The organism is Bacillus sp. FSL K6-3154, from assembly GCF_040869395.1.
GTDB classification, from domain to species: Bacteria; Bacillota; Bacilli; order Bacillales; family Bacillaceae; genus Bacillus; species Bacillus safensis.
The window spans coordinates 1,000,828-1,021,095 of record NZ_CP152033.1 but is presented as its reverse complement, the minus strand read 5'-3'; the positions used below and the strand labels follow the sequence as shown (position 1 = coordinate 1,021,095).

General features: G+C 40.0%; 28 protein-coding genes and 1 other RNA gene. 20 read left to right on the top strand and 9 right to left on the bottom strand.

The genetic code is table 11. The annotated features are described in order from the left end of the window. Positions 1-4 precede the first annotated feature (4 nt). The 4 genes from MHH61_RS05565 to MHH61_RS05550 are packed head-to-tail and all read left to right on the top strand — an operon-like array spanning position 5 to position 2,784. Entirely contained in the window at positions 5-772 is a 768-nt protein-coding gene (locus MHH61_RS05565; RefSeq protein ID WP_024423497.1) for an ATP-binding cassette domain-containing protein, read from the top strand. Continuing rightward, entirely contained in the window at positions 744-2,141 is a 1,398-nt protein-coding gene (locus MHH61_RS05560; RefSeq protein ID WP_125586047.1) for a hypothetical protein, read from the top strand. The genes MHH61_RS05565 and MHH61_RS05560 overlap by 29 nt, the downstream gene beginning before the upstream one ends. Further along, entirely contained in the window at positions 2,138-2,506 is a 369-nt protein-coding gene (locus MHH61_RS05555; RefSeq protein ID WP_098677548.1) for a hypothetical protein, read from the top strand. The genes MHH61_RS05560 and MHH61_RS05555 overlap by 4 nt, the downstream gene beginning before the upstream one ends. Beyond that, complete coding sequence (locus tag MHH61_RS05550; protein ID WP_125586049.1) at positions 2,503-2,784, top strand: hypothetical protein; 282 nt, start codon at positions 2,503-2,505, stop codon at positions 2,782-2,784. The genes MHH61_RS05555 and MHH61_RS05550 overlap by 4 nt, the downstream gene beginning before the upstream one ends. Positions 2,785-2,809: 25 nt before the next feature. On the opposite strand, the gene MHH61_RS05545 is transcribed toward MHH61_RS05550, so the two are convergent. Further along, positions 2,810-3,274, bottom strand: coding sequence for a GNAT family N-acetyltransferase (locus tag MHH61_RS05545; RefSeq protein ID WP_125586051.1), 465 nt, complete (start codon positions 3,272-3,274; stop codon positions 2,810-2,812). A gap of 15 nt (positions 3,275-3,289) precedes the next feature. Then, a complete protein-coding gene (locus MHH61_RS05540; RefSeq protein WP_125586053.1) occupies positions 3,290-3,754 on the bottom strand; it encodes a hypothetical protein in 465 nt (154 codons plus the stop codon). Between the two features lie 119 nt (positions 3,755-3,873). Here MHH61_RS05540 and MHH61_RS05535 point away from each other — a divergent pair, with 119 nt between their 5' ends. Further along, a complete protein-coding gene (locus MHH61_RS05535) occupies positions 3,874-4,506 on the top strand; it encodes a MarC family protein (RefSeq protein ID WP_024423491.1) in 633 nt (210 codons plus the stop codon). Positions 4,507-4,561: 55 nt separating this feature from the next. Here the strand turns inward: MHH61_RS05535 and MHH61_RS05530 are convergent, their stop codons facing one another. Continuing rightward, positions 4,562-5,098 (bottom strand): GbsR/MarR family transcriptional regulator, encoded by a 537-nt coding sequence (locus MHH61_RS05530; protein ID WP_024423490.1) that lies wholly within the window; start codon positions 5,096-5,098, stop codon positions 4,562-4,564. Positions 5,099-5,366: 268 nt separating this feature from the next. Here MHH61_RS05530 and MHH61_RS05525 point away from each other — a divergent pair, with 268 nt between their 5' ends. Genes MHH61_RS05525 through MHH61_RS05510 form a run of 4 tightly spaced genes read left to right on the top strand, consistent with a single transcriptional unit; the run spans position 5,367 to position 8,824 of the window. Further along, a complete protein-coding gene (locus MHH61_RS05525) occupies positions 5,367-6,515 on the top strand; it encodes a betaine/proline/choline family ABC transporter ATP-binding protein (RefSeq protein ID WP_025094044.1) in 1,149 nt (382 codons plus the stop codon). Between the two features lie 13 nt (positions 6,516-6,528). Beyond that, positions 6,529-7,182: an ABC transporter permease gene (locus tag MHH61_RS05520; RefSeq protein WP_024426063.1), complete on the top strand. Its 654-nt coding sequence runs from the start codon at positions 6,529-6,531 to the stop codon at positions 7,180-7,182. Positions 7,183-7,195: 13 nt separating this feature from the next. Next, positions 7,196-8,113: an osmoprotectant ABC transporter substrate-binding protein gene (locus tag MHH61_RS05515; RefSeq protein ID WP_024426062.1), complete on the top strand. Its 918-nt coding sequence runs from the start codon at positions 7,196-7,198 to the stop codon at positions 8,111-8,113. A gap of 21 nt (positions 8,114-8,134) precedes the next feature. After that, complete coding sequence (locus tag MHH61_RS05510; protein ID WP_024423486.1) at positions 8,135-8,824, top strand: ABC transporter permease; 690 nt, start codon at positions 8,135-8,137, stop codon at positions 8,822-8,824. Positions 8,825-8,904: 80 nt separating this feature from the next. Here MHH61_RS05510 and MHH61_RS05505 read toward each other — a convergent pair whose 3' ends face one another. The 3 genes from MHH61_RS05505 to MHH61_RS05495 all read right to left on the bottom strand — a co-directional run bounded on the left by MHH61_RS05505 (position 8,905) and on the right by MHH61_RS05495 (position 10,232). Next, positions 8,905-9,225 carry a helix-turn-helix domain-containing protein gene (locus MHH61_RS05505; RefSeq protein WP_024423485.1) on the bottom strand — a complete coding sequence of 107 codons (321 nt, stop codon included), beginning with the start codon at positions 9,223-9,225 and terminating at the stop codon, positions 8,905-8,907. A 70-nt stretch (positions 9,226-9,295) separates the two neighbouring features. Continuing rightward, positions 9,296-9,697, bottom strand: a complete 402-nt coding sequence (locus MHH61_RS05500) for a helix-turn-helix domain-containing protein (RefSeq protein WP_024426061.1) — start codon at positions 9,695-9,697, stop codon at positions 9,296-9,298. A gap of 130 nt (positions 9,698-9,827) precedes the next feature. Further along, the gene (locus tag MHH61_RS05495) at positions 9,828-10,232 is read right to left on the bottom strand and encodes a helix-turn-helix domain-containing protein (protein ID WP_024426060.1); all 405 of its coding nucleotides are present in this window, start codon (positions 10,230-10,232) and stop codon (positions 9,828-9,830) included. 154 nt (positions 10,233-10,386) lie between these two features. Here MHH61_RS05495 and MHH61_RS05490 point away from each other — a divergent pair, with 154 nt between their 5' ends. From MHH61_RS05490 to MHH61_RS05450, 9 genes are all read left to right on the top strand, one after another. Further along, on the top strand, positions 10,387-10,620 hold the full coding sequence (locus tag MHH61_RS05490; RefSeq protein ID WP_024426059.1) for a helix-turn-helix transcriptional regulator: 234 nt from the start codon (positions 10,387-10,389) through the stop codon (positions 10,618-10,620). Between the two features lie 29 nt (positions 10,621-10,649). Then, positions 10,650-10,940: an AbrB/MazE/SpoVT family DNA-binding domain-containing protein gene (locus MHH61_RS05485; protein ID WP_024423481.1), complete on the top strand. Its 291-nt coding sequence runs from the start codon at positions 10,650-10,652 to the stop codon at positions 10,938-10,940. A 185-nt stretch (positions 10,941-11,125) separates the two neighbouring features. Further along, complete coding sequence (gene secG / locus MHH61_RS05480; RefSeq protein ID WP_003212746.1) at positions 11,126-11,359, top strand: preprotein translocase subunit SecG; 234 nt, start codon at positions 11,126-11,128, stop codon at positions 11,357-11,359. A 124-nt stretch (positions 11,360-11,483) separates the two neighbouring features. Further along, positions 11,484-12,230: a carboxylesterase gene (locus MHH61_RS05475; RefSeq protein ID WP_024423480.1), complete on the top strand. Its 747-nt coding sequence runs from the start codon at positions 11,484-11,486 to the stop codon at positions 12,228-12,230. Between the two features lie 19 nt (positions 12,231-12,249). Further along, positions 12,250-14,592 (top strand): ribonuclease R, encoded by a 2,343-nt coding sequence (rnr, locus tag MHH61_RS05470; protein WP_024426057.1) that lies wholly within the window; start codon positions 12,250-12,252, stop codon positions 14,590-14,592. A 139-nt stretch (positions 14,593-14,731) separates the two neighbouring features. After that, positions 14,732-15,202, top strand: a complete 471-nt coding sequence (gene smpB, locus MHH61_RS05465; protein WP_012011279.1) for an SsrA-binding protein SmpB — start codon at positions 14,732-14,734, stop codon at positions 15,200-15,202. Positions 15,203-15,376: 174 nt separating this feature from the next. Further along, positions 15,377-15,739: a transfer-messenger RNA gene (gene ssrA, locus MHH61_RS05460) on the top strand. Between the two features lie 428 nt (positions 15,740-16,167). Further along, the gene (locus MHH61_RS05455; protein ID WP_065214778.1) at positions 16,168-16,371 is read left to right on the top strand and encodes a hypothetical protein; all 204 of its coding nucleotides are present in this window, start codon (positions 16,168-16,170) and stop codon (positions 16,369-16,371) included. A gap of 112 nt (positions 16,372-16,483) precedes the next feature. After that, positions 16,484-16,987, top strand: a complete 504-nt coding sequence (locus tag MHH61_RS05450; protein WP_056765776.1) for a hypothetical protein — start codon at positions 16,484-16,486, stop codon at positions 16,985-16,987. 57 nt (positions 16,988-17,044) lie between these two features. Here the strand turns inward: MHH61_RS05450 and MHH61_RS05445 are convergent, their stop codons facing one another. Further along, on the bottom strand, positions 17,045-17,224 hold the full coding sequence (locus MHH61_RS05445; protein WP_034623886.1) for a hypothetical protein: 180 nt from the start codon (positions 17,222-17,224) through the stop codon (positions 17,045-17,047). Positions 17,225-17,295: 71 nt separating this feature from the next. Next, positions 17,296-18,270, bottom strand: a complete 975-nt coding sequence (locus tag MHH61_RS05440; protein ID WP_125586055.1) for a hypothetical protein — start codon at positions 18,268-18,270, stop codon at positions 17,296-17,298. A gap of 504 nt (positions 18,271-18,774) precedes the next feature. Between MHH61_RS05440 and MHH61_RS05435 the strand changes: the two genes are divergently transcribed. Both MHH61_RS05435 and MHH61_RS05430 read left to right on the top strand, forming a co-directional pair. Beyond that, a complete protein-coding gene (locus tag MHH61_RS05435; protein WP_224426629.1) occupies positions 18,775-19,248 on the top strand; it encodes a hypothetical protein in 474 nt (157 codons plus the stop codon). A 7-nt stretch (positions 19,249-19,255) separates the two neighbouring features. Then, positions 19,256-19,825 carry a hypothetical protein gene (locus MHH61_RS05430; protein WP_056765782.1) on the top strand — a complete coding sequence of 190 codons (570 nt, stop codon included), beginning with the start codon at positions 19,256-19,258 and terminating at the stop codon, positions 19,823-19,825. A 91-nt stretch (positions 19,826-19,916) separates the two neighbouring features. On the opposite strand, the gene MHH61_RS05425 is transcribed toward MHH61_RS05430, so the two are convergent. Beyond that, a complete protein-coding gene (locus MHH61_RS05425) occupies positions 19,917-20,153 on the bottom strand; it encodes a hypothetical protein (RefSeq protein WP_125586057.1) in 237 nt (78 codons plus the stop codon). Between the last annotated feature and the right edge of the window lie 115 nt (positions 20,154-20,268).

Genomic DNA, 20,268 nt, shown 5'->3' with positions numbered 1-20,268 from the left:
TATGATGCTGACATTACGATTAAAAGAAAAAACATATAGCCGCACCTTCTCTCTCCGCAATATTCAAATGAATGTCGAGAAAGGGCAGATGCTGCTGCTTTTGGGGCATAATGGTGCGGGAAAGACGACGATAATCCAATCCATGTTTGGGCTGACGCCATTTAAAGGATGCGTCACTTTACATGGTAAACAGCTGAACCTTCAATCCTCAGAACATATCTCCTTATTGAAAAAACATGTTTCCTATATTCCTGACGAGCATTCATTGTTCGATTATTTATCACCGAGGGAATACTTTCAATTACTTCAGCTGCCAAATGAGCAAGATGTCACACGGGAAGAGACGTTCATCGATCTGTTTGAGCTGGGTTCTTATATGGATCAGCCTATCGCTCAGCTGTCTCATGGCAATCAAAAGAAAACGCAGATCATTTCACAGCTCCTCAGGCCATGTGATTATTATGTGTTCGATGAGCCAACGAACGGTCTTGATCCAGATATGATGATCATCTTAAAAAAGGTGCTTATGAAGCTGAGAGATCAAGGCGCTGGCATTCTCATTTCAACCCATCATTTGAGCTTTGGTGATACGCTTTATGACCATCTCATGATCTTAAGAAATGGGGACGTCAAGCTGGATATGTCCCGCCAAGAAACGACTCAGACATTTCCTCATCAGGCACTTGAAGAGATTTATAAAGAAATGAATCGAGATTACTATATGCAGGTGGAGAGGTTACTCAATGATCTGGACACGACACGTTCTTCATAAAATAGAATGGGGAATGCTGACAACGAAAGGAAAGCAGCTCGCAAAAAAGTACCCTATACAGCTTCTCGCAGCCGCGGTTTTTTTCTTGCTCATGTACGCGATATACGTCGTTATCAGTCTGCGCTTTTTCATGCAGGCGGGAGAAAGTGAGCCGGCTGCTCTATATCTCCAATTGATGAAAATGACGCTTTTACTTTTAGGCGCAGGTATTGTGTTATCCCGCAATAAATTAAAGCGTCAGGAATATCAATTCTACTTTTTGAATAGTGCGATACAAAGTGTGCCATTTGTCCTTTGTGTGTATTTCTTTCCAGTGCTCTTTTGTTTTCTCATGGTAGGACTGCTTTTTTTACCGATTGTCTTAGGCCTTTTGATCAGCGGTGTTACGCCATCTTTGTATTGGATAACGGTTGTATGCATGACTTGCTGTTTGCTCGTGCTGCTTGCACTTGCTTCTTGGATGGTGATGCGGATTGCTGTGAGCCGTTTCGTCTCAAAAACAAAAGAGCATTTGCTGCTGCAAACGCTCGGCTTTGCGGTGCTGAATCTATTGGTGTTTCTCCTTTTGAAAAAAGCAATGGAGATGATCCGAGTATGGCCATCAGTCTATCTCATATTTCTCGTGATCCTTCTAAGCGCTGGCTGGCTATGGCTGAAGGGGTTAGCGGCTTCTTATGTCCATCAGATGTTTTTGCAGCTGAAAACAGAGGTAAAGTCGTTTTCTTACAAGAAAATTAGAACGCAATCTTCCTTTCTGACGCACCTGCGGCAGGAATTGGTCTATTTCAGCCGGTCAGCTGTTTTTAAAGAACAGGGCATTTTGTTTTTATTTCTCGTTTGTTTGACTGCGGGGTTGCCTATTGTTTTTACACCTGTAGAAACCGGCTGGATGTATGCCTTTATTGTGCAGTATGCATTAAAGGAAATATTGATCATGCTTCCACTGATGATTGGCAGAGAATATCATATGAATCAAAGGGCCATCTTTATGTTAAATACATCAAAGGGTGCTTATTTATTGTCGAGAATTTTATTTTATTACGCTATTAATTTGTTGATATATTTTGTGTTTATTGGGTTTGCATCTATGGTGATAGGTATTGAAAGTGAAGGTCATGGCCTCGCAAGTTTGTCCATTTTGTTGATCACTGCCATGGCGGCCTGTACAGGGTTTATCGTGAAGATCAGTGAGTTTAATAAACTGTTTGTCATCGTGATGATGATTGCTGTATTCAGCTTCATCGATATGCTTTTATTGAAGTGGCTTTCAGCAGATGTGTATCTTCTCGCCACCGCCTATCTGTTAGGTTCACTTGCATTTTATAGCTGTATATATACGGTCATGTTAAAGAGGCCTGTCTTGCGATGATAGAACTTGTGTGTAGTTTCCTAGCGGTTGTGATGATACATGAACTCGGTCATATGCTGATGATCATGTTGTGTAACAAGATCGAAAAAAGGCCGCTCTTTGATTTTGTGATCACGATTGATTGGAAGCATGTGGCGGTCGTCCATGAGAAATTTGTCCGGCCGAGCTTCAATATGATAGTGGCACTTGCAGGCCCGCTCTTTCCAGTGCTTTGTTCGCTTGTGCTTTTTATGATATGGAAGCATCCTGTAAGTCATCAGCTGCTGTTTTTTTCTTTACTGAATACGGTGATGCTGCATCCAGCTTGCCCTGACGGAAAAAATATCACAGCCAGTTTAAAAGAGATGAAGGAGAGAAAGAGATGATCAAAGTATTTCATTCGTTTTCCAGCGGTATAACACTTGCGATGCTGTATGTATTTGCTGTGTTTATGTCCCCTGTTTTTTTACTGCTGCTAGAGGTCAATCATGTTGAATCAAGCCCAACATTGTTTGGCATGCCATTTTATATCATGAAAATTGAAGAGTATCAATTCAGCTCAGAGGCGACGCTCTTTGGATGTGTGGTCTGCTTTTTAGCTGGCGCCGTGCTTTATTTCTTCATTCAATATGTGAAGCATGTGGTAAAAAAACGCAGAACATAAAAAAGCAGACGGACGGAACAAAACATCAGTCTGCTTGCAAAGTGAGTGACAGTCGTACCATATCCATACACTGAATGCCATTTTCAAAAATCGGTTCATCATAATGCTTAAGAAAGAAATCGTGGTCAATAGATGTCATGCGGAAGCCGCATTTCTGATAAAGTGCGAGCTGTTGAATGCTCGAGTTGCCTGTGCCGATTTCAACCGTGTGAAAACCTGCGGCTTTCGCTTCAGCAATGGCATGGCGGATCAGCTGCTTCCCAATTCCTTTCCCTTGCCATGATTCCTTCACGGCGACATTGATGATTTCAACTGTCTGCTGAGACAGAGATAAAAGCACATAGACACCAATCACGTCCCGATCATGATACGCGGCATAACAAGAGCCGGATTGCACATAAGTAAGAACCTTTTCCTTTGAAGGATCAGCTAAGAGTAAAAGATCCATAGGGACGGATTGATCACCTGACAATGGCCGAATGTGTATCATGTTTTTTCATCCTTTCTATTCTTTAATATATCCTTGTTTCACACCCCAATCATATTGATCCTGTACCCATTGTGAGGGCGGATTGTGAGTGACATTTGGATCTTTTTTTACAGTTGGTTGCCTTGCAGCCTGTGCGCTCTGTTTATTCGCTTGAACAGTGGCTTTCGCTGCTGTCAGCTCTTTTTGAAGCTGGTCAATTTTTGACTCAAGTATTTTACGCTGCTTGACTTCTTTTTGATAGGCTTTCTTTTCGTTTTTGAGCTTTTTGGTGATGGTAGACAGTTTCTTTTTTTGTTTTTCGTTTTCATGCTTCATATCCGCTTGAACTGATGTTAACTTCGAAAGCTGCTCTTCGTTCATTTTGCTTTCTTGCTGATGTTTTTCCTCAGCTGCTTTGATGATCTGCTGCTGCCAAACCATCCAGCCGGCTGCTCCTAAAACCGCAACAGATAGAAGGATGATGGTGATCGTCTTCTTCATGTGTCATTCCCCTTTCTATAAAACCTTTATTATCATCGGTTAAATATATACAGGTTTTAACATCACAAGGGAATATTCACATCAGATTGGCAGACACTATGAAAAAAGGAGGGTGTCTGTTGATTTCCTTTATGATTCATGTCGTGGTCTCATTATTTGCTGTATCAAACCCTATTGGAAACGTGCCTCTTTTCATCACTTTAACAGAGGGATATACAGAGAAAGAACGCTCCCAGACAGCCAAAAAAGCCATTGTGGTCTCTTTCATTATTCTTGTTGCCTTTCTATTGGCAGGGAGGCTCATTTTCAAATTGTTTGGTATCGATATTCATGCACTCCGTATCGCCGGAGGTATTTTTATTTTTGGTATCGCTTACAATTTACTGAATGCAAAGGAGTCACATGTCCAAAATCCTCATTCTGAGGAAAAGGCAGAAAGCATAGAAAAGGCGGATGTTTCCGTTACGCCGCTGGCGATTCCGATCATCGCTGGTCCCGGTACAATCGCTACAGTGATGAGTTTAACCCCGGGAAGTCAAGGGATGCTTCACATGTTTACGATTTTAATCGGCATTGTCATCGTTCTGGCAATGACCTTTTATGCCTTTCATTATTCAAGTTTCATTATGCGGAAAATGGGGAAAACAGAGATGAATGTCGTGACGCGGTTAATGGGATTAATTCTTGCTGTAGTGGCAGTTGAGATGATCGGCGCAGGCTTAAAAGGGATGTTTCCAATGTTTATGCAATAAGTGTATATAAAAAAGCTGTTTTTTTCTACAATGATGTAAAATAAAACAGCTTTTTTTAAGGTTTCGGCACATGCTTAAACACTTCTTCACTTTCAAAGAATTCAATTAAACGGCTAATCCAATCATAGTAATCAAGACTTTCCTTGATTTCTGAAAGAAGCAGATTGATTTTATTCTCTGTCTCTTCTGGCAGGTCGTCCTGTTCAAGCAGCTCCAGCAATTCCTTGCACGTTTTCTTATGTGCCTTGCGGTTTTTGCTGACAACTCGGGACCAATTGGCTGCAAACAAGGAAATAAACGTTTGGTATTGATCTTGCTCAACGTCATATAGATCTTTACGTATTCCTTTTTCATAAACCTTTTCCGCAATATTCAAATCAAGCATTTCTCGAACGACTTGACTCATTCTCGTTTTGCTCATGCCTGTCGCCTCTGATAGCTCTCCAAGCGTCATTGGTTTACGGTTCATGTGAATGATACCAAGCACTCTACCCACTGTAGAAGAAAGACCAAAGGCATTCATGTTCTCGGCAGCTTTTTCAATATAATGATCCTGTGCTTTTTGAATGGCACCTAACGCTTGCTTGTCCACTCCCCGATTCATCCCTTCACGACTGACAATTTGTAACACAATATATCATATACCTGTTTGTTGATGAAAACAATAAATATTGAGTATTTGCTCGTAATTTGGAGGAAAAAGGAGAGATCTCTATCTAGCAGGCCGTTAACTGAAAATTTTAAATAAATGTTATGCAATACAAACACATCATAAACTTTTTATTTTATAAAGTTTGCACTATAATAAATAAGGTGTAAATTTTCTGAAAATATTGATCCGACTAATGGAGGTGTCTCATTTGCTGAAACTAGAGAATGTATCTAAGACGTATAAAGGCGGAAAAAAAGCTGTCAAAAATATTGATTTAGAAATAGCAAAAGGAGAATTTATTTGTTTTATTGGACCGAGTGGCTGTGGTAAGACAACAACCATGAAGATGATCAACCGACTCATCGAACCTTCCTCAGGAAAAATCTTCATCGAGGGAGAAAACATTATGAAAAAAGACCCAGTTCAATTAAGAAGAGAAATTGGCTATGTGATTCAGCAAATTGGACTGTTCCCCCATATGACCATCGCACAAAACATTTCACTTGTTCCGAAGCTGTTAAAATGGCCGGAAGAAAAACGAAAAGAACGGGCACGTGAACTGCTGAAGCTTGTCGACATGGGACCGGAATATTTAGAGCGCTACCCTCATGAACTCAGCGGAGGACAGCAGCAGCGCATCGGTGTTCTTCGCGCACTAGCAGCGGAACCCCCTCTGATCCTAATGGATGAACCGTTTGGCGCACTTGATCCAATCACACGAGATTCATTGCAGGAAGAATTTAAGAAACTGCAAAAAACGTTAAATAAAACCATCGTATTCGTCACACATGACATGGACGAAGCTATTAAACTAGCTGATCGAATTGTGATTTTAAAAGATGGAGAGATTGTCCAAGTAGGTACGCCTGACGATATTCTGCGGAACCCAGCCAATGAATTCGTAGAAGAATTCATCGGCAAAGAACGTCTGCTTCAATCAAATCCGAATATGGAACGTGTAGAACAAATGATGAACACGTCACCAGTCACCGTTACAGTTGAAAAAACATTAACAGATGCCATCTACATCATGAGAGAAAAGCGGGTCGATTCCTTGCTTGTAGTAGATGAACATCATGTGCTAAAAGGCTATATCGATATTGAAACAATCGATGCGAACCGCAGAAAAGCAGCTTTCGTTGGTGATATTTTAAATACAGAGTTCTATACCGTACAAGAAGGTGCACTTCTAAGAGACACTGTCCGGAAAATCTTAATACGCGGCATTAAATATGTACCGGTTGTGGATGCAGAAGGGCACTTAAAAGGCATTGTGACACGTGCAAGTCTTGTAGATGTTGTGTACGACTCCATTTGGGGAGACGATACGCCGGCGGCTGTCACTGAAATGAAGTAAGGGAGGTGTACACATGGATCAAATCATCGACTTTCTAGAGAAAAATGGTGGGGAACTCCTCACAAAAATGTGGGAGCATTTATATATTTCCTTAATTGCTGTTGTGCTTGGTATTATCGTTGCCGTTCCTTTAGGTGTGGTACTCACACGAATGAAGCGAGGCGCAGGTTTTATCATCGGTGTTGTGAATATCTTTCAAACACTCCCTAGTTTAGCGATTCTTGCCTTTTTTATTCCTATTTTGGGGGTTGGGAAAATACCTGCAATCGTTGCTCTCTTTTTCTATTCGGTTTTACCTATTTTAAGAAATACGTATGCCGGGGTCCAGGGTGTGAACAAAAACTTGCTTGAATCCGGTAAAGGAATCGGGATGACAACTTGGGAACAAATTCGTCTTGTTGAACTCCCGCTTGCTGTACCGGTCATTATGGCAGGTGTCAGAACGTCAACGATATATTTGATTGGCTGGACAACACTTGCAGCCTTTATCGGTGGAGGCGGTCTAGGTGACTACATTTTGATTGGACTTCAGCTGTATCAGCCGGAATTTATTATTGCGGGTGCGATACCAGTCACAATTTTAGCAGTCATCATCGACCTATCATTAATGAAGCTGGAGAAAAAAGTAACACCAGAAGGCTTAAAAGGATTGAAGGAAGTTTCATAAGGAGTTGGCTTATGTGAAGAATCGAAAAACAACATGGATCAGTGCACTGCTTGCCGGATGCTTGCTATTGATAAGCGGCTGTTCACTTCCTGGACTAGCCGGCTCCTCAGGGGGCACGCTGCGAATTGGAGCACAAAACTTTACCGAATCAGAAATTATGGCCTATATGGTTGGCGATATGATCGAACATTACACAGATAAAAAGACGACTATTGTGAAAAACCTAGGCTCCAACACTGTGCAGCAGAAAGCAATGGAAAACGGAGATGTCGACATTTCTGCGACAAGATATTCAGGCACGGATTTAACAAGCACGCTTGGAATGGATGCGGAAAAAGACCCGGAGCGTGCCATGGAGATCGTCCAAAAAGAATTTAAAAAGCGATATGATTACAAATGGTTTGATTCTTATGGATTTGATAATACGTATGCCTTTGCTGTGACGCAGAAGATGGCGAAGGAAAACAAGTTAGAAAAGGTCTCTGATTTGAAAAAGAATGCGAACAATTACCGATTTGGTGTCGATAATATTTGGCTCAAAAAGAAAGGCGACGGCTATGACGGGTTCGTGAAAACATACGGAATCAAATTTGGCAGCACATATCCGATGCAGATTGGTTTAGTCTATGATGCATTAAAAAATGAAAAAATGGATATTGTGCTTGCCTATTCAACAGATGGACGAATCAAGGCCTATAACCTTAAAATCTTAAAAGATGATAAACGGTTCTTCCCGCCGTATGATGCATCACCAGTAGTCCCGGAGAAAGTCTTAAAAGAAAATCCAGGGCTTGATAAGGTGATCAACAGGCTGATCGGAAAAATCGATACAGAACAAATGCAAGAGCTGAACTATCAAGTCGACGGGGAGCTTCAAGAACCAGCAACCGTTGCGAAGAATTTCCTGAAAAAACACAATTACTTTGAGTAAGATGGGGAGGTGTCACGGCTGATGGACACACTGCAGCAATTATGGACGTATTATCAGCAGAACGGGTCATATGTGTTAGAAGAATTTTATCGCCATTTTCTCATGTCGGCGTATGGGGTGTTGTTTGCGGCAATTGTCGGGATTCCAGTAGGCATCTTTGTCGCGCATTACCGCAAGCTGAGCAATTGGATCTTCGCCGTTACCAACGTCATTCAAACGATACCGGCATTAGCGATGCTTTCCGTATTGATGCTTGTATTAGGACTTGGCGCAAATACAGTCATCCTATCACTCTTTCTGTATTCGCTTCTGCCGATCATCAGAAACACGTATACGGGCATTGTCAGCATTGAACATGCTTATTTAGAATCAGGTAAAGCGATGGGCATGACGAAATGGCAAGTGCTGAGAATGGTTGAATTACCGCTTGCTTTATCAGTCATTATGGCTGGTTTAAGAACCGCACTGGTCATTGCCATCGGTATTACAGCGATTGGAACATTTGTGGGCGCGGGAGGACTTGGTGATATCATCATCAGAGGATCAAACGCCACAAACGGAACAGCTATCATTTTAGCAGGTGCGATTCCAACTGCGCTTATGGCTATTATGGCTGACCTCGTCATGGGCTGGCTCGAACGCTATTTAAGCCCGACAAACAAGAAAAAGGAAAGAAAAGCGTTAGCTGAAAAAAACATCACATCTGCTTAAGCGGTTGAAAAGACAAAACCTCCCTTACATCTGTAAGGGAGGTTGTTTTATGATGATCAGGTGGTCCGCATGCTGGTATTTTATGATTCAAGCGTGATCCATTCAGAGGACCACTTCGCAATTTCCTCAAAAACGGGTGCAAGTGAACGCCCCATATCTGTTAAAGAATACTCAATGCGCACGGGTGTTTCAGCAAAAACCTCCCGTTTTACAATACCTGCTGCCTCCAGCTCTTTTAATCTCTCAGATAAAACTCTTCCACTTAAATTTGTCAGAGCCGCCTCAATTTCACTAAAGCGCTGCTGACCTGAGAGAAGCTGAAAAACAATCAGTGCCACCCAGCGTTTACTCAATAACTCAACTGCTTTTTCAAACCGCGGGCACATATCAGATTGATTCATCTTTCTTCACTCCAATCTGAACCCATTATACCGTAAATCTGTCATAAATCGGCGCAAAAAGCTTAAACATTTATGAGGACGAACGGCTGTTTAACATAAATAACAAATAGCGGTTGAGGTCCTCTATTTCTTTTTTCGAAAGGGTTGACCATATGTTACCATCAAATATTTCGAGATCATCAAGTTCATATTGCGCTGCGGCTTCCTTTATTTTGGATAAAGAAAGATCATCTTCCTCGTGCTGATGGACAGAAGAGGCCTCCTCAATATAGCCCGCAGCCTGCATCATGTCTTCATAAGGTACCTTTAACGCACCAGCTAGCTTTTTAATCGTAGGAGGTTTCGGAATGCCGCGTTTCCCGTTTTCAATACGAGATATACCGGCAGCGCTGACCTCAGAATACATCGCTAATTGGTTCACCGACAGCTTCTTTTCCTCACGTAATGCTCTTAAATATGCACCAAAGTTCATCAACGCAAAACCTCACATGGTTATAGATTCGATATGTCTATTTTACTTGATTTGTTGACTATTGGCAATAAGCACACCATGAAAATATTGACATTAGTTAATGGTGGATGTACATTAGGTTTATGCCCCGCTATTTGTTCGCCTTTTTTTGGTCGATGAGCGTGAGAAAGTATTCATTCAGCTGGCTGATGTCTTGTGCGGAGAGCCTTTCCCATTTGTCTCCGTCAAAAATGGGGAGATGTTCTACATCCTTTTGAAGCGCCGTTTGATAGATTTTTAACATGGACTCATATTTCGGTTTCATTTCATGAACTTGTTCCTGTTCAATATGACCGGCAAGCAGCATTAAATCCTCATAAGGCACCTTCAAGGCGTGTGCTAATTTTTTTATGGTTAAAGGCTTTGGCACACCGCGCTTTCCATTTTCAATACGAGAAATACCAGCAGCGCTTACACCTGAATACATGGCAAGTTGATTGACCGACATTTTTCTATTTTCTCTTAAAATGCGTAATTGTTCACCAAAGTGATTCATGACATCGAACCTCACATTTCAGTATATGACTTATTTTAGTATGATCATTGACCAAAGGAAATAGCAGAGGGGTAAAAGTGTTGACATAAGTTAATGAATCTGCTTGATGTGAGAGCCTTACATGTTGTACATAATGATTCCATAGGAGGTTGTAATGATGGTCGAAAAGATTCAGATCAGGCGGGCTTTTGTCATGCAGTATATGATCGAGAACGATATGTCGTTAAATCAGCTCGCTGATGAAATTGGCATCTCTCCTGCCACACTTAGCAGGGTATTAAATGGTCACCGAAAACCAGGACAGCTTGTCATTGGCAAAATGATTCATTACTTTGATAAAAAATTTGAAGATCTATTTTACTATGAAGATATTGACAAAAGTCAATAAATGATATCATCATCAAGGAGGAAATGTCATTGAAAAGGACTGGGATGGTCAGACACATTGATTCTCTCGGCAGAATTGTTCTGCCCTCAGAAATGCGCAAGGTACTCAATATTAAAGAAGAGCAGCTGTTAGAAATTTTCATTGAAGATCAAACCATTATGCTGAAAAAATATGATGCAGATAAGAGCTGCCTGTTAACGGGACAAGTGACGAAGTACAACAAAAGCTATGGAAATGGGAACGTGATGCTGAGTCCTGAAGGAGCTGAACGTTTGTTAGTAGAATTAAAACAGCTATTGAAGGAAGAAGCAACTCATTAAAATGTGTTTTTAACCGAAAAATTTCATATAAAAATGCTGCAATCAGCACTTTGGAACGAAATTGTATCAAAATAACGAATCAAGTCGACAATATATAGGAAATCTTTATTTTGATGTTTCGTGACATGCACCTTGTTTTCATGTAAAATAAAGTTATGTGTACCAGTTTGTCTGGAGGTGTTTTCATGCACGCATTTGTTATCACATTACTCGTAATTGTCAGTATCGCACTTATCATCGTTGTATTACTACAATCAAGTAAAAGTGCTGGACTGTCAGGCGCTATTTCAGGTGGAGCCGAGCAGCTTTTCGGTAAGCAAAAAGCGAGAGGCCTTGACTTGATTCTTCACCGTTTAACGGTTATTTTGTCAGTGCTTTTCTTCATCTTAACACTTGCATTGGCATATTTAGGCGTGTAAAGCGCGAGTAACAGAAGGTCTGATCTTTTTTCAGACCTTTTTTTATTATCAGCACTCTTTTGTGTTTGTTTCATACATACAAGTGGAAAATATAAACCATATCAGAAGGAAAGGAAGTCACATCATGAAAGTTGTTACACCAAAACCATTTACGTTTAAAGGTGGAGAAAAGGCGGTGCTTCTTCTTCACGGTTTTACTGGGAATACAGCCGATGTTCGAATGCTTGGCCGTTATTTGAACGAAAGAGGATATACATGCCATGCACCTCAATATAAAGGACACGGTGTGCCGCCAGAAGAGCTTGTCCATACAGGCCCGGCTGACTGGTGGAAAGATGTAGAAGAAGGCTATCAATTCTTAAAAGATGAGGGCTATGAGGAGATTGCAGTTTGCGGACTATCCCTCGGAGGAGTTTTTTCATTGAAATTAGGTTACACTGTACCTGTAAAGGGAATTGTACCTATGTGTGCACCTATGTACATAAAAAGTGAAGAAGTCATGTACCAGGGTGTACTAGATTATGCCCGTAACTATAAGAAATTTGAGGGTAAGTCAGAGGACCAAATTGAACAAGAAATGGAAGCGTTCAAGAAAACACCAATGGATACACTGAGGAGCCTGCAAGAACTGATTGCAGATGTCAGAAACAATGTCGACATGATCTATTCACCTACTTTTGTTGTGCAGGCACGTCACGATCATATGATTAATACAGACAGTGCAAATATCATTTATAACGAAGTAGAGACAGATGATAAGCATTTGAAATGGTATGAAGAATCAGGCCATGTCATCACGCTTGATAAAGAGCGGGAGAAGGTTCATCAGGATGTCTATGCATTCTTAGAATCACTTGATTGGTCAATTTAAATATATAGGGGGTTAGAGTGTGCAAAAAGAAGAATTTATGGATGAATTACTCGCTTTTATGAAAGAAGAAGCATATAAACCGTTAACTGTTCAAGAGCTGGAAGTCATGATGGAGATTACCAATCCTGATGATTATAAAGAGCTCGTCAAAGCACTTGTGACGCTGGAGGATCAAGGACTCATCGTTCGTACGCGCAGCGACCGTTACGGTGTACCAGAAAAAATGAATTTGGTAAAAGGAAAGCTGTCTGCTCATGCAAAAGGATTTGCATTTGTAACGCCTGAAGAGTTTGGACAGGATGATATTTTCATTCCGCCAAATGAGTTAGGCACAGCGATGAATGGCGATACTGTCATGGTTCGTGTCAGCCACAAATCAAACGGCACGAAAAAAGAAGGAACGGTCATCCGCATTCTGGAGCGCAATACTCAGACGGTTGTCGGTACCTATACAGAAACGAAAAGCTTTGGCTTTGTCATTCCTGATGATAAAAAAATCACAAACGATATCTTCATTCCGAAATCCGCTAAAAACGGTGCGGTCGAAGGTCATAAAGTCGTTGTGACGCTGACAAGCTACCCTGAAGGAAGAATGAGTGCAGAGGGTGAAGTGACTGAAATCCTCGGTCATAAAAATGACCCTGGCATTGATATTTTGTCGATCATTCATAAACACGGTCTGCCAGGTGAGTTCCCAGAAGAAGCACTTCAGCAGGCAGTAGACACACCGGAAACGATTGATGAAAAAGACCTTGAAGGCAGACGCGACTTGCGCAATGAAACGATTGTGACGATTGACGGTGCAGATGCAAAGGACTTAGATGATGCCGTAACCGTGCAAAAGCTGGATGATGGCAAATATAAGCTTGGCGTGCACATTGCAGACGTTTCTCATTATGTCACAGAGAATTCTCCGATTGATCAGGAAGCTTATGAACGTGGAACGAGTGTCTATCTCGTCGACCGCGTCATTCCGATGATTCCGCATCGTTTGTCAAACGGTATTTGTTCATTAAATCCAAAGGTCGATCGTCTCACCCTGTCTTGTGAAATGGTTATTGATCGTAACGGGAAAGTCGTCAAACATGAGATTTTCCAAAGTGTGATCAAAACGACAGAGAGAATGACCTATTCCGATGTGAATAAGATTTTAGTCGACCAAGATGAAGAGCTTCTAAATAAATATGAGCCGCTAGTGCCGATGTTCCAAGAGATGGAGAAGCTTGCAGAGATTCTTCGTGACAAACGAATGGAGCGCGGAGCTGTAGACTTTGACTTCAAGGAAGCAAAAGTACTTGTAGATGATGAAGGCGCTGCGAAAGATGTTGTCATTCGTGAGCGTTCCGTTGCAGAGAAATTAATTGAAGAATTCATGCTTGTTGCAAACGAAACGGTTGCAGAGCATTTCCACTGGATGAATGTTCCGTTCATTTACCGAATTCACGAAGAACCAAATCCTGAGAAACTTCAGCGCTTTTTAGAGTTCGTGACGACGTTTGGTTACATTGTGAAAGGGACGTCAACGAACATTCACCCACGCGCACTTCAAAGTGTCCTCGATGCTGTCAGGGATCAACCAGAAGAAGTCGTCATTCAAACTGTGATGCTTCGCTCTATGAAACAGGCGAAGTATGATCCAGAAAGCATTGGCCATTTTGGATTATCAACGGAATTCTATACACACTTCACATCACCGATCCGCCGTTATCCGGATTTAATCGTGCATAGACTGATTAGAACCTATTTGATTCAGAAAAAGACAGATGAAGCGACCTTAGAAAAGTGGGGCCAGCTGCTGCCTGAAATCGCAGATCATGCATCTACAATGGAGCGCCGCTCAGTCGATGCAGAGCGTGAAACAGATGACTTGAAAAAGGCAGAGTTTATGCTAGATAAAATCGGTGAAGAGTTTGATGGTATGATTAGTTCCGTGACGAACTTCGGTCTATTCGTTGAACTGCCGAATACGATAGAAGGTCTTGTCCATGTCAGCTACATGACTGACGACTACTATCGCTTTGATGAACAGCACTTTGCCATGATCGGTGAACGTACAGGGAATGTCTACCGTATCGGTGATGAAATCACTGTCAAAGTCGTGAATGTCAATAAAGATGAGCACTCAATTGATTTTGAAATCGTCGGTATGAAGGGCACTCGCCGTAAATCACCAAAAGATTTCAAGTTCAAAAAACGAACAGATCCACCAGCGAAAAAAGGGCGTGGAGGTCAAAAAGCCTCTGGGGAAAAAGGCAAAGAGGATAAAAGCGGAAGTGACTGGTTCACAAGCCGTAAAAAGAAGAAAAAGAAAAAACGCGTATTTGAAAACGCACCGAAACAAAAACGCAAAAAGAAAAAGTAACGTGCCAAAAAGCAAATAGGGCATCACGCTCTATTTGCTTTTTGACCACATGGCGTCAGCATTGTCGAAAGCTGGATTGTTTGATAAAATAATCCGTACGATTTGGACCGTGTTTGTGTCAAAAGGAGGGTGTACGCCAATGCCAAAGGGAGAGGGAAAGGTTGTTTCCCAAAACAAAAAAGCAAATCATGATTACTTTATAGAAGAAACGTATGAAGCTGGTCTTGTGTTGCAAGGAACTGAAATCAAATCGATTCGTGCTGGAAAAGTGAATTTAAAAGATTCCTTTGCCAAAATCGAGCGAGGAGAAGTGTTCCTTCACAACATGCATGTGAGCCCATACGAGCAGGGGAACCGTTATAACCATGATCCGCTGAGAACGAGAAAGCTGCTTCTTCATCGCAAGCAAATCAGCAAATTGATTGGTGCGACGAAGGAAGAAGGCTACTCACTTGTGCCTCTGAAACTCTATTTGAAAAATGGCTTTGCCAAAGTGCTGATTGGAATCGGAAAAGGGAAGAAGAAATACGATAAACGTGAAGACTTGAAGAAAAAAGATGCAAAACGTGAAATCGAACGTGCCTTCCGCGATCGTCAAAAGCAATTCTAGCCTGATGCTGATGGCTTGCTGAGAGCGGAAGCATTATGCTACAATATGTTATGCAGTAAACAATCATCGCTGTTTTGACAGAAACCACCAGTTGTTTCGAGCAGTGAGATTGTTATAATAGTTATATACGGAAGCAGTGAAGCTGAACTTCCATCCCGTATATCCCTTTTACAAGGGGACGTTACGGATTCGACAGGGATGGTTCGAGCTTAGGCTGCGAGCCGAGAGGCGATCTCGTTAACACGCACTTAAATGTAACTGGCAAAACTAAAAGTTTTAACCAAAACTTAGCACTAGCTGCCTAATAAGCGCAGCGAGCTCTTCCTGACATCGCCTATGTGTCTGTGAGGAGCCCAATGAAGTAGGCTACGCTTACGTTTCCGTCTGAGGACGTAAGAAGAGATCCATCAGACTAGCTCTCCAAGCGCCCGTCAGCAGGCATGAGGATGAGTGAACACAAAATATGTTGACTACGCTCGTAGACGCTTAAGTAATCGATGTCTCTGGACGTGGGTTCGACTCCCACCGTCTCCATCAAAACTTTTAGAATGCAGTCGCATCAAGGGTTTTAAAGCCCTTGATGCGGGTCTGGCAACATTTTGGCAACATTTTAAAAAACTTCTTCTTTCATAAAAGCTACAACTTCCTTTTGTGTGGAAGGGTATATATGGCTATAATTGTTTAGTGTTTCTGAGAACTCCTCCATTTTTTTGGAGGGGTTTTTTGTGTTAATTCAGTTACTTCAAGTACACCTATCTATCATCCGTATTTTTGGAAAATCAAAAAACAAGTAGAGAAAGGAGGGATAGATCTATCTTGTGTAATGCTTCTTATTACTTATTTTTACATAAATGTTGGAAGGCGAAAAGGAAATTTGAGATAATAAATTGAAATTACCTTGGATATACATGAAAAGTAGATGTGTAGAATGTTTGATTTTTCTCTAATTTGGGAGGTGAACTATAATGAATGGTATAGATATATTAGAGAACGCTTCAAGACTTGGTCAATTAATTCTTTTCTTCTCTGGATACGCTCTTTATTGGAAACTAGTCAAAACAAAAAAAGAGCGCCCTCTCACAAAGTACGAAAATTTCCTTAAATTTTTTGTAATGTTGGGCATGGTCATTTATTTTCTCTCGTTTTTATGTTTAAACTTGTGGGCGTAATATGTCGATTTATGTATGATTGAGTCTAATGGGTTTAACTCTCTCTTAAAACCCTTTATTTTACATAAATGTATGATAAAGTGATTTTAAGTTAAAAAAAGGGGGAGTTAATATGAAAAGATTAGTTTTTTTAATGTTAGCATTAGTTCTGGCTGTGACTGCCTTTGTTCCAGCTGCTGCTGCAAAGACACAAAGCACAAAGGGATTAGAAGGTTTGACAGAAGAGCAAATTGAGAAGTCTTTAAAAGAAATTGAATACATCTTCACAAAGATTATCATTTCTGATAAAGAAAAAGGCTACACCATTAATGAAGAAGAGCTTGCAAAATCACATTATACAAATGCAGAGAAAAATGGCATGATCGCTTTCGCAAAATTAATGAATCAAGAAGCGACTACGAAAAGTAACACGGTAACTCGCTGTGTCGAGGATGCAGTTGGTATCGCTAAAGGTACTTTAAAGCATCTGCAAAAAGCAATAGATAAGGGAGATTGGATGACAGTGGCAGTTTACTTAGGCGGTATGGGCCTTGCAATTAAGCCAAGCGTGTTATTCGTATTCATGCTATTTTGTGGTGCGCCAGTAGCCAAAATTGCTCCTGCTCAATATGAATAAGAGTAATATGTAAAATTGGCCGTCCACCTGGGCGGCTTTTTTACATTACTTGAACTTTCACTCATGCTTCTCTTTATCCCATTCTATTTCATTTCTAGACATCAGGTTTTTAACAGCCTTACGGATCGCGAGTTCATCTTTACCCGTTTTCTTTTTAAGGTCATCCATCGAAGGGTTGTTGCGAAATCGGCTCATATTATAAATGCTTCGGTATAACTTCCTTTCAAGATCCGTCACGTCATACCCTCCTACAAAAAGAATGTACGTTCGATTATAAATGTTAATAAAAAACCCTTCAACTTGAAGGGTCATTTTAAAGAAGATACTTTATCAGTAATTTTCATTTGTTCTCCAGAACGTTCATACGAGAATTTAGCCACTGTTTCATCTTCATCTATATAAGGAACTTTCCAAAATACAGCTATTTGATTGACTGTATCATTATCTTTGCCAATGTTTGCAGCTAAGTCATCACTATACATTTCAACCATGTTATAAGCGGTTTTACTTGTGTTCAACGCGTCAAATGACAAGTAAACAAGAGCTATTAATTTATTATTCTCATTTGAACCCATATCTTCGTTAATTTCAATTTTTTCAATCGATGTGGTTTTATAGTTCTCTTCGATAATTGTTTTGATTTCTATTTTTGCATCATCTTTTACCATATCTAACTCATCTTCTTCACTGTTATCTTCAACTTCTTCTGAGGTATAATCTTCATTTTTCTCTTCCTCTGCATCTGTATCTTTAGGCAAAGTTTCCTCCTCAGATATAACTTCAGAATTGTTTGTTTTTAAATTTATTTCAGCAGTAGCTTTTAGTTCTGAGTCACCGCTAATCTGTGAACCACTGAGGTTAGATCCATTATCTCCAAAAAGTTCTTGAACAACTTCAGTTTGTTCAAGAACCGGTAGTGTTTCGACATATATAATATATTTCCCATCATCAAATACTGTGTCACCTTCATTAAAGAATTTATACTCGAAAGATCCATCCTTTTGAACAGCTGTATTAACTATGGAGTTTTTATGGGAATTTTTTTGTTCAAGACGAATCCTTAGTTTCGTATCTTTAGGTAAGTTGCTTTTCCCGCTAAGGATAATAATTTTATTGTTTGTGATTTCTTTATCCAAAGTGATCTTTACGTTTAATTTTTTTTTAGTTTCAATGCTTTCTTCTTTTTTACTGGAGTTACTTGTGGATGTGTTTTCTGCTTTGCCACAAGCAGATAAGAATAAGGCACATAAAATCATAAAGAGAAAAGTTTTAAGGTAATTCAATATTAACCCTCCGTATCAAATAATTTCCATAAAAGTTTATCATATTAACAGGGGATAATGTTAAAGTGAGGGTTTTGTGGCATCATTCTGGCATTAAAAGTTTAAAAACGCTCAACTAATAATAAACAAAACATTGAATAGTAAACGTATCTAATGAATATTACAAACATACGAACCCCATCTAATAGACTCCCACCGTCTCCATCAAAACTTTTAGATTCCAGTCACATCAAGGGTTTTAAAGCCCTTGATGCGGGTCTGGCAACATGAAATATTTAGATTAAATAAAAGAAGACGCTATTGATAGCGTTTTTTTTATGCTTTTTTAATTTTTTAACAGAAAAGCCAAATGGGGATTTTTTTACTAATAATTTGAATGAATAGCTAAATATAACCATCTTTTAACCGATGAAATGTAGGGATGTTACACCATATATTAGTGGGTGAATTTATTAAACTTAAAGCCTGAAAATAACAGCAGGAATGCAGAAGGAGTTTATCTCAGTGAACAAAGTAAAGACTAAATCACTATTCGCCACGATGATTATGCTTGCCGTGCTGATGGTATTCGGTACAGCGTGCAGCAATCAAAAGGCAGAAAAAGAATACGCCGAGTGGTATGAGAATTACAGAAGTGATATTGAAGACACAATGTTTGCGTTTGCTAAAAAGATGGTGGCAATTGATGCAGGTAATGATGAATGGCTTGGATCTGTCGAGAAGTCACTTTTTGATGTACAAAAAGTCATTGATGAGGGTAATGAAAAGAAAAACGTTCCTGGTGCTTATAAAAAAGCACATGAGTATTTGCTAAAAGCAAACAAAGGATATCAATATGCCGTAGAAGAAACACCGAAAGCACTTGAAAATCTTGATCTTGAATCACTGGATAACATTTCGAAAAGACTCGACAAAGCATACGATCAAACAGCCAAAGCCGATGACGAAGTAGAAAAAGTCTCAAAGGATAAGGAGTAATTCACACATGAAGACAAACAAAAGGACAATGCTTTCAATATTTCTTCTAGTATTTACATTGATGCTGAGCACAGCATGCGGTAAAAATGAAGTAGCAAACGGTTCATCGTCAAATAAAACGCCGGTAAAACAAGAAAAAATTGAAAAGATGACCGATAAAGAATATGCTGCATGGTATAAGGGGTATTTAAAACGTTTTGAAGATAGAATTATGCCTTTCTTTTTTTCATTAGTTCCAATGGATGATGTTTATGATAAAGAATGGGCTAGTGAACTTGAGAAGAAAATTGATAGTCTGCGAGAATTACTTAACGAAGCCAAAGAAAATGAAAACAAAGTTCCAGATACGTATAAAAAGGTAAATAGTTACTTAGTGAAAACAGATGACAACTTAGAGCCGATTTTCAAAGATATTTTAAAGGTTGCCAAGCAAGATAAGGTAGACGGTGATGATTTGAATTTCATAGATTCTAGGATGAAGAAAGCATTAGAAGAGATGGTTCTTGCAAAAGCAGAGGTTAGTAAAATTGAAGATGAGAAAGCTAAAAATACAACAAAAGATAATTCAAAACCTTGATTTAGAAAAATAATGCTGGAACCTTTTAAAGGATATAAACCGAACTTGGTTCACAGCAGAAAAAGAGATGTCAGATCTGGCATCTCTTTTCTTATGTACGGTTTCTCAAAGAAGACACCAACCGAACAAACAAAGGAAAAACGACAACCACCGCAATCATCATCAAAAATCCATCCGGCATAAGTTTTACAAACGTTGTCTGAATCATATAAACCGCAATCAGCAGCAAGTAACTGATCAAAAATAACAATCCAGAACTTCTCTTTTTAAACGGTTTTTCTAAAAGAATCAGCATAAACAGCCCCGTCATAATCATCCAAAAAGTCATATTCCTTTCGAGTCTCCTCTCCATTCATCCCCACATTGTACAGATATTTCTCCGAACGCAACATACTTCTCCCTCAAATTAAGCAAAAAGTAGTGAAAATATAAGGAATCACGAA